The sequence below is a fragment of the Pseudomonas fluorescens genome (assembly GCF_902497855.1).
Lineage (GTDB): Bacteria > Pseudomonadota > Gammaproteobacteria > Pseudomonadales > Pseudomonadaceae > Aquipseudomonas > Aquipseudomonas fluorescens_BI.
Genome location: NZ_CABVHU010000001.1, coordinates 545948 through 560519 on the forward strand (window position 1 = coordinate 545948; position 14572 = coordinate 560519).

At 59.0% G+C, this 14572-nt stretch carries 7 protein-coding genes; 3 read left to right on the forward strand and 4 right to left on the reverse strand.

Translation table 11 applies throughout. The features are described 5' to 3' along the window. Positions 1-17: 17 nt before the first annotated feature. The 4 genes from F8N96_RS02620 to F8N96_RS02635 form a co-directional block, all read right to left on the reverse strand. Complete coding sequence (locus F8N96_RS02620) at positions 18-881, reverse strand: LysR family transcriptional regulator (RefSeq protein ID WP_150796440.1); 864 nt, start codon at positions 879-881, stop codon at positions 18-20. Positions 882-1146: 265 nt separating this feature from the next. Continuing rightward, the gene (locus F8N96_RS02625) at positions 1147-2994 is read right to left on the reverse strand and encodes an amidohydrolase (RefSeq protein ID WP_150796861.1); all 1848 of its coding nucleotides are present in this window, start codon (positions 2992-2994) and stop codon (positions 1147-1149) included. Positions 2995-3313: 319 nt separating this feature from the next. Then, positions 3314-3628 carry an SCP2 sterol-binding domain-containing protein gene (locus tag F8N96_RS02630; protein ID WP_150764762.1) on the reverse strand — a complete coding sequence of 105 codons (315 nt, stop codon included), beginning with the start codon at positions 3626-3628 and terminating at the stop codon, positions 3314-3316. 64 nt (positions 3629-3692) lie between these two features. Beyond that, positions 3693-4403: a histidine phosphatase family protein gene (locus tag F8N96_RS02635; RefSeq protein WP_150796441.1), complete on the reverse strand. Its 711-nt coding sequence runs from the start codon at positions 4401-4403 to the stop codon at positions 3693-3695. A gap of 203 nt (positions 4404-4606) precedes the next feature. Here F8N96_RS02635 and sohB point away from each other — a divergent pair, with 203 nt between their 5' ends. The 3 genes from sohB to F8N96_RS02650 all read left to right on the forward strand — a co-directional run bounded on the left by sohB (position 4607) and on the right by F8N96_RS02650 (position 14558). Continuing rightward, positions 4607-5629 carry a protease SohB gene (sohB, locus tag F8N96_RS02640; protein WP_150796442.1) on the forward strand — a complete coding sequence of 341 codons (1023 nt, stop codon included), beginning with the start codon at positions 4607-4609 and terminating at the stop codon, positions 5627-5629. Between the two features lie 201 nt (positions 5630-5830). Next, the gene (locus F8N96_RS02645; RefSeq protein ID WP_224794069.1) at positions 5831-10681 is read left to right on the forward strand and encodes an NEL-type E3 ubiquitin ligase domain-containing protein; all 4851 of its coding nucleotides are present in this window, start codon (positions 5831-5833) and stop codon (positions 10679-10681) included. Then, positions 10674-14558 (forward strand): dermonecrotic toxin domain-containing protein, encoded by a 3885-nt coding sequence (locus tag F8N96_RS02650; protein ID WP_150796443.1) that lies wholly within the window; start codon positions 10674-10676, stop codon positions 14556-14558. The genes F8N96_RS02645 and F8N96_RS02650 overlap by 8 nt, the downstream gene beginning before the upstream one ends. Positions 14559-14572: the final 14 nt, after the last annotated feature.

Sequence of the window (14572 nt, forward strand, 5' to 3'; positions counted from 1 at the left end):
TCCGGTGCAATCGGGACTCAGCCCAGCGGGTTCCAGCGTTGCGACCAGTCATCGTCGGACTGGATAACCTCGCGCAACAGATCGAAGGCGCGCTGCAGGGTCGCCGAGTCGCGGTCGCGGGAGTAGACCAGATAGGTCGGGTAACTGAATTCCGGGGCTTTTGGCACTTTTTCCAGCACGCCGCTTTCCAGGTAACTCTGGACTACCCGGGTACGGAAATAGCCGCTGCCACCGTTTTCCAGGATGTACTGCAAGCCCAGTGGGCCGAGGTTGAAGCTCAAGGCGGCCCGGGCCTTTTCCGGCAGCGCGGCATCGTGCTGGCGACGGAAGTCCGGGCCCCAGTCGATGTACACATAGGGATCGGGTCTTGCGATCAGTCGTACCAGGACCAGTTTTTCTTCCAGGACCTGCTCGACTTGCAGGCGTGGCCAATACTCGGGCTGGTAGACCAGCGCCGCATCCAGGACCCCCAGTTCCAGTTGGCGCAGCAGGTTTTCGCCGTCGCGGATTTCCATGCGCAGGGCATGGCCGGGAATCTTCTCCCGCAGTTCACCGGCCCAGCTGAGCATCAGCGGGTTGCACAGACTGACTTCGCCACCGATGTGCAGCACGTCGTGGTAACCCTCGGGCAATGGCAGGTCCCGACGGGCGGCCTCCCAGGTCTCTACCAGCTGATTGGCATAGACCACGAAGGCCTCGCCGTTCGCGGTCAGGCGAGCGCCCGCGCGGTTGCGCACGAACAGCGTGCTGCCCAACTGGCTCTCGAGCTTCTGCACGCGCGCGGTAATCGCGGTCTGGGTGACGTGAAGCTTTTCGGCTGCCGCGGCAAGGCTGCCGTGGCGGACGATTTCCAGAAAGGTGCGGGCGAGTTCGATGTCCATGGGCAGGCCGTTGCGGGAGGTGCGGGCATTGTAAGTGCAGGCGCAGCTCCTGCAAGGCTTAACGATCAACCCGACCCTGTAGGAGCCGGCTTGCTGGCGAAAGCGGTCTGTCAGCCAATGCCTCTGCTGAATGTACCGCCGTCTTCGCCGGCAAGCCGGCTCCTACACGGGATCGGTGTCGTCCATCCATTTCGAGTTCACCGAAGACCTCTGTAGGAGCCGGCTTGGCGAACGGCGCCACGCGGTGCGTCAGATTCACCTGCATTCAAAACGCAAAACACGAACAACCAAACGCCCCCCAGAACCCGGCGAAATCGCTGACAGGCGCTGACGACAACCGCGCCCGTTCATGACGATGGGCATGCACCGCACAAGCCCCCACGCATTGGTGAACCTGCGCCGTCAGCGGCGCCAGCGGTTTCCAGTGGCCCGGCACGTTAACCACCGGCGACCACTCGGGCACCACAGGCACCGGCGGCGGCCCGAGTTTTTCGAACTCGACGCTGCCGTAGACAATCTTGCCGTCGACAATGGTCAGCACCGACTCGATCCACTTCACGGCTTCGTCTTCGATGTGGAAATAGTCCGCCGACAGCGCGATCAGGTCCGCCAGTTGCCCGACCTTGATCTGGCCTTTCTTGCCCTGCTCGGAGGAGAACCAGGCGCTGCCATGGGTGAAGAGTTCCAGTGCGGTATCGCGGCTCAAGCCTTGCGGGTACAGCTCCAGCCCGCCGACGGTGCGACCGCTGACCAGCCAATAGAGCGAAGTCCAGGGGTTGTAGCTGGACACCCGCGTAGCGTCCGTACCGGCGCCAACCGGAATGCCTTCGGCGAGCATGCGCGCGATGGGTGGCGTGTGCTCGGCGGCCTTGGCGCCGTAGCGCTCGACGAAATATTCACCTTGGAACGCCATGCGATCCTGGATGGCAATGCCGCCACCCAAGGCTTTGACGCGTTCAATGTTCTGCGGGGTGATGGTTTCGGCATGATCGAAAAACCATGGCAGTCCGTCGAACGGGATGTCGCGATTGACCTTCTCGAACACGTCGAGCATGCGGCTGATGGATTCGTTGTACGTGGCGTGCAGGCGGAACGGCCAGCGCTGTTCCACCAGGTGCCGCACCACCGGTTCCAGTTCCTGCTCCATGGTCTGTGGCAGGTCGGGGCGGGGTTCGAGGAAGTCTTCGAAGTCCGCCGCCGAGAACACCAACATTTCCCCGGCGCCGTTGTGGCGCAGGAAGTCATCGCCCTGGCCGTAGCGGGAGGTGCCGGTCCAGTTCTTGAAGTCGGTCAGCTCTTCCTTGGGTTTCTGGGTGAACAGGTTGTAGGCGATGCGCACCGTGAGCTGCCGGTCTTTGGCCAGTTGCTGGATGACCTGGTAGTCGTCGGGGTAATTCTGATAACCGCCGCCGGCATCGATGGCGCTGGTGACGCCGAGGCGATTGAGCTCGCGCATGAACTGGCGAGTCGAGTTGACCTGGTATTCCAGCGGCAGCTTCGGCCCCTTGGCCAGGGTCGAGTAGAGAATCATCGCGTTGGGGCGGGCGATCAACATGCCGGTCGGATCGCCATTGGCGTCGCGCTGGATTTCACCGCCTGGCGGATTCGGTGTGTTGCGGGTGTAACCCACTACTTTCAAGGCGGCGCGGTTGAGCAGGGCGCGGTCGTAGAGGTGCAGCACGAACACCGGGGTATCCGGTGCGGCCTTGTTCAATTCATCGATGGTCGGCAGGCGCTTTTCGGCGAACTGGAATTCGTTCCAGCCACCCACCACGCGCACCCATTGCGGTGTCGGCGTGCGGTCCGCCTGGTCCTTGAGCATGCGCAGCGCATCGACCAGTGACGGCACACCTTCCCAGCGCAGTTCGAGGTTGTAGTTCAAGCCGCCGCGGATCAGGTGCAGGTGCGAGTCGTTGAGGCCGGGAATCACCGTGCGCCCGTGCAGGTCGACGATTTGCGTGCCGGGACCTTGCAGGGCCATGGCCTGGGCATCGCTGCCGACCACCACGAAGCGGCCATCCTTGATCGCGACGGCACTGGCCTGGGGCTTCTTGCGATCGACGGTGTGCAGGCGTCCGTTGTACAGAATGAGGTCGGCCGGGGCATCGGGCATGGTTTTACTCCCTGCTAGCAGTGGGCTGATCCAGGCACCGACGGCACCTGCCGAAAGGCCTTGCAGTACACGCCGGCGATTGAAGCCGTCGTGGTCGTCAGGTGGGCTCATGGCAATGCTCCGCGCAGAAGCTCTTCATAAAAAGGCTCTTCATGAAAAGCGAGGGTCAACGGCCGATGTCTGACGCATGCGGCCAGAAGGAATATAGACCGCAAATCCGCAGGTAGCCGTTTTCCAGGGGCCAAAACGACGAATCCCGCCACTAGGGGCGGGATTCGTTTGCAGCCAGGCGTGCCCCCGAAGGACGGGGACGACGTGCTTAGGCCGGGAACAGCTCGGACAGTTTCATGGCCAGCATCATGTCGCCTTCGGCGCGCAGCTTGCCGCCCATGAAGGCTTGCATGCCGTCGGTTTCGCCGCTGACGATGCCTTCCAGGGTTTCGCTGTCCATCACCAGGGTCACCTGGGCGTCCGGGTTTTCGCCTTCTTGCAGCTCGCAGGTGCTGTCCTTGACGATCAGCGAGAAGTTCTTGGTGTCGTCGATGCGGAAACCGAATACCAGGTCCAGACCGGCAGCAGCGGCTGGGTTGAACTTGGCTTTCATTGCTTGTACGGCATCAGCTACGGAGGTCATGGTTCGATCCTTTCTTGGGTAATTAGAGCTGGGTGGTTACAGCCAGGGTCACAATAGTCCGGACTCAGCGATACGTTATGAGTTCCGGGGCTTTCAACAGTTGCAGGTGCGCCTGACTGTTGAAAGAAGACAGTGCCACCTCGCGCCCGCGAAACTTCAGCAGGTTGAGCGAGGTGTTGACGATTTGCCAGTTCAGTTCGAATGCCTGGCGTGCCGGCATTTGCGTAATGAGGTGGAGCAGGGCAGTGATGGTGCCGCCCGAGGTGAATACGGCGATTTTCTGGGTGTTGTCGGCATTTTCGAGGATGCGCTGCAGACCGGCTTGTACCCGCTCGACAAATCCCAGCCAGCTTTCCAGCCCTGGCGTGTCAAAGGTCCCGGCGAGCCAGCGCTCGATGATCAGCGCGAAGATGCGCTGGAACTCGGCACGGTTTTGCGCGGCATTGCGCAGGATGTCCAGCGCTTCGGGTTCGTCTTCCAGCATGGCTGGCAGCAGCGCGCGGATCACCGCGTCGGCGTCGAATTCGTTGAAGGCGCAATCGGTTTCCAGGATCGGCACCGGCAGGCCCGCGGCAGCGAACTGTTCCAGCGCGCTGTTGGCCGTGTGTTGCTGACGGCGCAGGTCGCCCGCGAGGCAGCGATCGAAGCTGATGCCCAGCCCGGCCAGGTGCTGGCCGAGGACTTCTGCCTGGCGAATACCGGTCGGCGACAGGACGTCATAGTCGTCTGCACCAAAGGAGGCCTGGCCATGTCGAATCAAATAGATACTGCCCACGTCCGCGTCATCCCGGTACGTTGAAGGTCCGGCGAGGTTATGAGGATGACGGTGAGCTGTCAATGAAAAAACATACGCTTGTTTGAAATGCCTGTTACAGGCTTGTTGCGAGAGTTTTCACGGCTGGTCGCCGGGACCGCGCATGGGTATGCTGAGAGTATCGCGCGCGCGTTTATGCAGCGCATCGTATTGAAGGAGTCATTGTGGAGTTTTTTGCCGAGTTCGCCATTTTCCTGGCCAAGACCGTGACACTGGTGGTCGCCATCCTGGTGGTGCTGGCCAGTTTTGCGGCGTTGCGCAGCAAAGGTCGACGCAAGACCGCCGGCCAGCTGCAGGTCAGTAAACTCAATGATTTTTACAAGGGGCTGCGCGAGCGCCTGGAGCAGACCCTGCTTGACAAAGACCAGCTCAAGGCCCTGCGCAAGGTCGAAGCCAAGACCGAGAAAAAGCAGAAGAAAAAGCCCGAGGCCAAGCCCCGGGTGTTCGTGCTCGATTTCGACGGCGACATCAAGGCCTCTGCCACGGAAAGCCTGCGCCATGAAATCACCGCGCTGCTGACCCTGGCCACGCCCAAGGATGAAGTGGTGCTGCGTCTGGAAAGCGGTGGCGGCATGGTCCACAGCTATGGCTTGGCGTCCTCGCAACTGGCGCGCATTCGCGACGCCGGTGTGCCGTTGACCGTGTGCATCGACAAGGTGGCCGCCAGCGGCGGCTACATGATGGCGTGCATCGGCGAGAAGATCATCAGTGCACCCTTTGCCATTCTCGGCTCGATCGGCGTGGTGGCGCAGCTGCCGAACGTCAACCGCCTGCTGAAAAAGCACGACATCGACTTTGAAGTCCTGACTGCCGGCGAATACAAACGCACCCTGACCGTATTTGGCGAAAACACCGAGAAGGGCCGGGAAAAGTTTCAGGAAGACCTGGACATCACTCATCAGCTGTTCAAGAACTTCGTCTCGCGCTACCGCCCGCAACTGGACATCGACAAGGTTGCCACCGGTGAAATCTGGCTGGGCATCGCGGCAATGGACAAGCAACTGGTGGACGAACTCAAGACCAGCGATGAGTACCTCGCCGAGCGGGCGAAGAAATCCGAGCTGTATCACCTGCATTATGCGGAACGTAAAAGCCTGCAGGAGCGCATTGGCATGGCGGCCAGCGGGTCGGTAGACCGTGTCTTGCTGTCCTGGTGGAGCCGTTTGACTCAACAACGCTTCTGGTAAAGAACCTCATGAACGCCTTGTTTCCGGTTTTCGGCAACAAGGCGTTTTGCATTCATGAACGGAGTTTGGTGCGGTACATATATATTTTAAAGCATTGGAATGTTGTTTGTTTACGCTTGTCGTTCATCGGTTATTCGAACTTTTATAAGAAAATGCTCAACGTTAATCTGGTTGTCCACATCAGATTAAAGGTTGTTCAACATGACGGTAAAAACGAATAACACAGCGTTGGATAGCATGACGCCAGAACAACAGGGCGCCTTCTTCTCACTTATTAAACAACAGACCCCGTCCTGGCTGCTTGAGTCGCCCTCCGATGTTCGCGCCGCCCTGCGCAAGAGTCTTATCGCAAGTTACCGCACCCGACGTGAGGTGTTGGATGCCTTGGGCGAACTGAAATCCCCTGAAAGCTTTTGTGCACCCTTGCTGGCCAAGGCCATGTCAGACAAATTGGGCGAGCCGCTTGATATAGAAGGCGTGGTATTTCAGCATGTGCGCTCGACGTCGAGCTTGCTCGGGTTGAGGAAAAAGTTGATCACGCCGATTGACCGCGATCTGTTGATGGCTGCCTGCGAAAATTTCGAATCCAGCGAGACGGCGTCGGGAAATTATGACGACAACTCGTTTCTTTATATTCCGAAACGTATCAATGGGCGGTCCAGCAAGATCCTGTCGATCGAGCCCCATGAGTTCGCGCAACTGTGTCGAACACTGGACTTGGGTAAGCAATACCAGGCGCACCTCAATACTATGTTGGAGAGGGAGCCGTTGCGCGTTAAACATCAAGCCTATGCAAAAGATCGGTTTGAAGTCGACATGCATATCGCTTTCATGAAGAAGCATGTCAGTGCTGATGTTTATAATATGCTGATATCGGTCAAAGATTGCGCTGCGACGATTAAACTGGGTAGCAACACCCTGGGTTATCAAGGGTTGGAGATGCTGGGTGTAAAACTGCATGGCGCGATCTTCGTTGGCCCTGTCAGCGAACAGGCAGACGATGATTACCGATGCGTGGTTTACCTGCCGGGTGACCCTTTGCACCCTCTGAAGGAATATACGTCGTTCAAGAATTTTGAAACGGAACTGAGTAGACGCCTTAGAAGCGCCGATTTTCGCCAGTTTTTCATGCGTTTCATTTTGCTGAGTGACCGGCCTGGTTTTCATACGGCGCTGGATACGCGGCTGTTGTCTCGAACAACGTCGCCACTGCCTTCGAGTAGCGTCTACGTATCGGTGGACGGATTTGATCTGAACGATGATGTGTTCCTGACCCTGTTTCATCAGCGCTCGGCCCATGTGATCGCCGATGCGCGATTGCTGGTGGTGCCAACGGATGACGAGGATGAAAAAACCCGTCTGGCAAGGTTGGAGACGTATAAAACCATCGGCGTCAACACGCTGCTGTTCTTCAGCTCCTTCTTGCCGGTGGTGGGCGAAGTCATGTTTGCCGTCGCCGGGTTTCAATTGCTGACAGAGGTTTACGAAGGCATCGACAGTTGGTCCCGGGGGGAGCAGGAAGAAGCCACCGACTATCTGTTCGATGTCATCGAAAACCTGATTCTGATGACGGCAACGGCTGTTGCGGCAAAGGGGGTGGGCAAAGGTTACAAGGCCGTCAAATCTTCGGATTTTATCAGTCGATTGAGGGCCGTCCCGGTTGGCTCCGGTTCCGTCCGCTTATGGAAACCCGACTTAAAGGCTTATCGCCAGCACTCAACCGTTCCGGGCAAACTCTCTGCCGATGAGCAGGGGCTCGTGAAGTGGCGTGAGCGTCAGTACTTGCGAACAGGGACGGATACTTTTGCCGTGCGTCCCGTTCAAGGCACCGACCTGTGGGAAGTCGAGCACCCGCAAACATCCGGACGCTATTCACCGGTGATGGAGACCAACGGCGCAGGTGCGTGGCTTCACGATTCCGAGCTGCCGCAGAAATGGAATCTGCTCACATTGTTTCGACGCCTGGGCTATCGCGAGGAGGACATCCCGGACACCGAGGGCTTACAGATCCTCGCCATGAGTGGCCTCGACGAATCGCTGTTGCGCCAGCTGTATCCGGACCGCAGCAAGCCGATGGCGACGCTGGTCGACACCGTGCGACGCTTTCGCGCGGACAAGGCTGTCAACCGTTTCATGGAACAAATGCGTCTATCGGCCTCCGCGCCGAAGGCTGATGCCGATCTGCAGTTGTATCTGCTGACATCCGGGGGTAAATGGCCTCGGGAAACAAAGGTGAGCATTACCGATATTACCGGTGGGGAAATCAAGCAATACGGGCGGGCTTCGGCATCCAGGCAAATCAAGATCTCAGAGGATCTTTTTAACAAAGGGCAGTTCTATCCAGCGTTGCTGAAGGGGCTGGACACGGCGCAGCGTAAGGCCCTGATTGGCTCTGCGACTGACGAAACGCTTCACGCCCAATCGTTGGCCAACGTGGTCGCCGAGCGAGCAGAGGGCCAGCGGTTATCGCTGTTTGACCGCTTCTATCAGCGCTCCAATGTGATCTCCGAGACGAAGGCCGCGCCTGTCCTGGAGCAGTTTGCCAAACTGCCGGCCAGTGTCGCCGACGAGCTGGTACAGAATGCCGACACCACTGAATGGCAGCAACTCGAAGACGCAAAAGTGCCGCTGCGGCTGGCCGAAGAAGCCCGGCGGTATGCGCAGATAGTGCGCCTGAACCGCGCTTATGAAGGGCTGTATCTGGACGCGGCCAGCGGGCTGGACACGGACCGATTGGTGCTCAACACCCTCAAGCATTTACCGGGCTGGCCAAGCGATGTATTTGTCGAGATCGCTGAATGGGCGGTACACGCTGATGAAAGGGCCAGCATTGGATCAAAAGACTCCGCGCAAAAGCTCGTTATCGAAGCTTACCCTGACCGTTTTGAAGCGTCCGATGCCAGTGGTAAAAAGCTGCTCACGCAGTTGAAACGCACCCGCGCGCATTTTTTTCAAACGCTTTGGGAAGGCTTGCCCGTCAATACGCGCAAAGCGCTGGGGGTCGAAACGCCAGACGCCGGTGTGGAACTGAGGAAAAAAATCACGGCACTGGCCTTGCAGCGACGCGATGCCATCGCCGGGGCTATAGGTATCGAGCCGAGACGCGCCGGTTACCGCTCGCCAATGGGCCTGGCTGACCGGTTGGTCGCAAAAGCGATTTTATTGGGGCTACCGCCTTCGGATGGGCTCTCATCGCGTTCGCCGGCACTGCTACAGCGGGCCCAAGAGCTCTATCCCACTCACTCGCCAACGCAGATCGAACATTTCCTGACGACATTGGGCTCCGACGAAGTGCTGGCCATCCAGGCACTTGAAGCGCTGCGCCAGGAACATCAGGCCATCCGGGATACGCTGCAGCGCTGGGTCAATCGCGATACCCACCATCAGGAAGACGACGGGCCACGGCTCAGGGTTCCTCAACACAGCAAGCAACGAGCCGAGCAGTCGATTTTGCGCGCCTGGCGCAAAGAGGGCAGTTTTGTGCGTGATACCCCGGAAATGCTTTACACACTGAGTTTTGATGCGCAGGCACTGGGGGATATCCCGGTGATGATCGGTAACTTCAGTCATATTGGCGCCCTGGAGATGGATGGGGTAGGGGCCAGCGCCGGATTGAATGCATTTCTGCGCAACTTTACCAATCTGCGCACATTGAGCCTGACCGGCAACCAACTGACCCGAATCCCCCAGGCCATCGCGGACATGCCCAAGCTTGTGCAGCTGGACTTGAGCGATAACCGGATTCATCTGACGCCGGAATCGATCCGGTTGCTCAATGGCCTGGAGCATCTGCACTCGCTCAACTTGAGCTTCAACCCGGCGCTCGGGCAAACTCCGACGGTCACGGCCCTCAAGCAACTGCGGCACCTTGCCTTGCGGGGTACGAAGATTGTCGATTGGCCGGTCGGGGTCAATGATCTTTCCGAACTGCAGACACTGGATCTGCGCGACAACCTCATCGCACACATTCCAGAAACGGTGTACCAGGCCCGGTCCGCCTTGAACTTCGGCACAAACGTCGATGGTAACCCGCTTTCAGCGTCGAGCCTGGAGGCGCTCGCCGCCTATCAACGTTCCAACCGCATCAGCCTGGGGGTTCTTGCCGCCGATTACCTCCAGGACCTTCAGGTCGCGGCCGTGCAGCCGGATATCGCCAGGCACGGCTCGATCTGGTTGAGCGGACAGGTCGGTGCGGAATTGGCCCGCAAGCAAGCACTATGGAGCTCATTGGCGTTGTATCCAAGGTCCAGGGACTTCTTCCATTTGCTTGCCCAGCTACACGACACCGCGGATTTCCGCCTGATGCAAATCGATTTGACTCAGCGGGTATGGGACATGCTGGAAGCGGCCGCCGAAGATGACGTGTTGCGACGCACCTTGTTTCAAGCAGCTCGCATCGGTCGGGTCAGCGCCGAGAACGCAGTGCAGTTGTTCAACGATATGGTGGTGATGGTCTTGTGTTATCGAGCCGTGGTTTCGGCTCGTACTGGAAATCGTACCCTGGAGGGAGAGCTGGTGCAGCTGTTGAGAGGCCTGTTTCGACTGCAACAGGTGGAACGGCAGGCCATGATCGAGATCGGTCGTCGCTCGCTGGCCGGCCCCTTCAGTCGCGACCAGGCGCGGGAGCTCGAGCTGATTTACCGAGTGAGGCTGGCGCAGCGCCTGGATCTGCCTGCCCAGCCCAGGGAAATGAATTTCGTCCGGGATGTCGACGTATCCCTCGAGGAACTCGATAGCGTCTATCAAGAGGTCGCCAAAGCCGAAAACTCCGCGGCGCTGCTGGCCTCGATCAATGCCCGAAAGTTCTGGTACGAATACCTTCTGCAGACTCATCAGGACGAGTTCGACGCCCTGTCCCAGCGCAGTGCCCATGCTTTTGCCCAACTGGAAGCGCAAGTCGACTTGCCACGTGAAACCGCGACCCAACGCCTGAACGCAATCATCGAAAACTTTAAAAACGACACCGTACAGTTTTTCGATCGCTTGACCGCCGCAGCCTTGGCGAGACATCCGGGACTGCCGCTGCCCGCCGAAGAGGTGTCTGATGAATGAGCGCCCTCATGATCAAGTAGCCGCCCCCCATCCGACACCGACCTGGCAAACGCGCAACGATCTGAAAGGCATCGTCGACCTCGCGCTGCCACAATCTCCCGACCAGTTCGGCGAACACCAAATCAAGCAAAAATGGGGGCAGGACATCGACCCGCAGACCAGTCTTTTGGTGACGCTCGATTACGACTATCACGGGCATCCCGCACAGGGGGGCATCCACCAGGGGCAGGTGGCAAGTTCCCGATCTCTGCTGCAAGCGCTGCTGTTTAACGAGCAGACTGTCGGTGACGGGCGATGGGGTGAAACCGCATTCGGCTTGTACACCCCGCCTGACATTGGCCCGGATGTCCGCCTCGTGGAGCGGGTCGACGAGTTCGCCTACCAAGGCGTCGGTAATCACCAGACCTATGAAGGCATCTATCGGCAGACCGTTCCGCAAATCTACGGACCCTCGACGCAGATCGCCCTGAGACCGGCAGATTTCAAGAAGTGGGTCTGGGAGCTGGACCTGCAGGATCAGTACAACGACTATCTCGATCAGGCGTGGCCGTCGGACCAGGTGCTCCTGGCTGCGGCGCCTTATGCCTTGAGGACGTCGGTCAAGACGGCCTTTGTGATAAGCGCCTGGTTGCAGCTGCATGAACAACGACTGACTCAGAAGGGCCTGGAGCTCGCGTTGGAAGCCGCAGGACTGCCGCCGGATCAAACATGGGAATCGCTGACGATCAACCCGCTTCAAGCGCCGACCCCGACCCTTTCGACGGTCCAGGCGAGCCGCTTGAAGCTGTATCGTCATACCGCGACCGACATCTGGATCTTCCGCCGTTCATCCAGCCCCCGGGTGTTGATGTACATCCCCGGCAACTCATCACCGCTGCATGACTTCACCGATGTCGGGCAACTGCATCAATGGGTTGTCGCGCAGGGACGCGTCGACGAAACGAAGCAAGCACTGGCTGCTCATTTTGCCGAGGAAGATCGCGCAGACGGCACCTTCCACGCCGGTGTACTGACCGCGCTGGAGGGCATGGCGATCTATCCTGAAATGCACCGGCTCACCCGGGAGGCTGGTTTCTTCAACAATGATGGCTACTGGGATCCTGCCGAGTACATCGGCTTTGATGACGCGCCAGCAGGTACCGACCCTTTTGCGCAACTGGTGCTGACGATGAAGCAGACCGCGTTGGCCAGCGTCAAAATCATACGTGACGATGCCCAGGTCAACCGCGACAACCTGAGCGCGGTTGTCGAACCTGTCGTGCAATGGGTCAACCGGTTTGGCCCGCTGGCTTTGTTCATTCCTGGTGGTGATGGATTGCTCGCGTTAGCGGGGCTTATCGATGCCGGCTACGGTCTGAATCAGGCGGTCAATGGCGCAACGGCCAGCCAGCGTTCGGAGGGTGTGACGCGCACGGTGTTTGGCTTGCTCAACGCACTGCCCATCGTCGGCATCGCAGGCGCGGCGGAGCGCGACGCGGTTGATGTCGCACCGCTGAAGGACGCGGATCACCGCGGCAGCGATCCTTCAGCGGCACCGGATAGTGCGCCCGCACTTGAGCCGTCCGTAACAACGCCCATCCTTCCCGTACCGACCCGGCTGGATCTGCTGCGTGGAATCGGGCCGTCGGTGGCCACCTTCAGCGATGAGACACTTGCCCGCATCGGCAAGGTCTGCGCGGTCGATGACGACATGCTGCGCCTGATGAACACCGGGCGCTCACCGACGCCGTTGCTGGCCGATACGATCAGCCGATTCCAGATCGATCAGGATCTCGAGTCGGCAGGGCGCCCAGAGCTGTTCAACAGCCGGTATGAAGCCCTTCAACAGTCGGAGCATGAATGGGTCCGGTTGTTCCAGCGTGAATACCCGGGCCTGCCAAAAAGCGCCATAGAACAAATGCTCGACCGCTATGGCGTGGACATCCGGATACCACCCGATGCCGCCGAGGCCGTGCACCTGTTCAAGCGCCTGGACAGCAAGGCCCGCCAATATCAACAGCATGTGTGGCTCAATCGGGCTTATGAGGGTTTGTACCTGCGGTCGGTGCGCAATCCGCAGGCAGACACACTGGCCTTGCACTCGCTGAAAAACCTGCCCGGCTGGCCTGGAGATGTGTGCATCGAGGTGCTGGATCAGTCGGCCATCGGGCGTGTGCTGGACCGTACCGGGCCGCTCGATGCACCGCACGTGCGGCGTCTGGTCAAGACGGGCGATCACTATCTGCATCAGGATCTGCAAACGGACTTCTACGGCGCAGTCCTTGGATTATTAACCGACGATGAGCGTTCAGCGTTGCAGCTGATGTCGCTTGATCCCGCCAGTGAATTGCGGCTGAAAATCGGCGACCGGGCGTTATCCCGGTCTGAATTCATGCTCGGATCGGCAAGGAAAGACAGCGGATTACCCTTCGAGCGCCAGGGCCTCAGAGGCGGCTGGTTTCCGGACCCGCCGCCGGCCGGGGCGTTGAGGCACCAATTGATGAGGGCGCAGGTCAGGGACCTTTACCCCGAGTATTCCAATGCCGAAGCCGATGAATGGCTACAGCAGGCGGGGGCGAGCGCCCAGGCGCATCTCGACGGTTTGCAGGACCAGCTACAGCAACTGAACTCCGATTTGAACGGTTGGATCGATCAGACAACTGACGACGTCGAAGACATGGACCTGCCTTTTCTCGACGCCGCGGACATACAAGCGCAGGGGCTGAGTGAGGAGGAGATCGAGGCGCACAATTTGACCATGCTGCATGACACGATTCAGGTCGAACGCGACATGAGGGCTGAATTGGCCGATGAAATGATCGCCATCTGGCAAAAACGTGCCCCGCAAGAAGGCAGTCATTATTCAGGCAGTTACCTGAACGGCTTCAAGATGAACATGGATTTTGAAGATTACCACCGATTACCCGGGCTGAATGTTCGTCTCGACGACGTGACCGAGTTGTCGATGCGGGGTTTTCACTTGTTCGAGCGCGAGACCCTGAATGACTTCCTCGAAAACTTTCCAAAGTTGCGCACCTTGAACCTGGAGGCTGTCGATCTTCGTCTTCACGATAACGGCGGCAATCTGGTCAGTTCCTTTCCGCCCGCCATGCTAGAGCTGCGACATCTGACGTCGTTGAACTTGCGGTCCACTGAAATGGCATTCACGGGGCCGATGGCCTCGCGACTCAAAGAACTGACTCAGCTCCAGCGACTGGATTTGAGCGACAACCCGCTGGTCATTCCTCCCCTGCTAGTGGGCATGAATGACTTGCGATGGTTGAACCTGAGAAATACGCGCATCAGCAAATGCCCGATCATAATGGTGGACCATCCGTACATGGACCTGCTGGACCTGCGAAATAATCAGATCACGCGGGTGCCACCGCCCATCATGAACCAGGCCATCACCCGGGAGCGCGTCTTGCTGCAGGGCAATCCGTTGACCGACGAAGATACCCTGTTGCGCCTGGTGGCACATCGGCAGCGAACAGGCATCAACCTCTGGTTAAGCGAACCCGGGCCTGACTACGGCAGCGTCAACGATTGGGTGCGTGGGGCCGACGAAGCCAACGAAGCGCAACGACATGCCAGGATTCTGCTCTGGCTACGGTTAGCCGACAAACGCTTTGGCGCACGCTTCCTGAGGATCATTGACGGCCTGACCCTGACGGCGGATTTTCGCGTGGACTATCTGACACTTCAAGCGAGGGTCTGGCGACTGCTGGGCGAGGCCGATGCGTCAGAGGAGTTGTGGAGGCGCCTGGTGCAGGATGTCGAAGTGGCTGCGGTGGATGCCGATAATCCGTTTGCGATTTTCAGCGTGCTGGAAGACCGGGCGAAGCTGTACCGGGATTGGGTGGCGATGGGGCGACCGTTTCCGTTAGACGCGAACTAGGGTGGGGGCCTTGA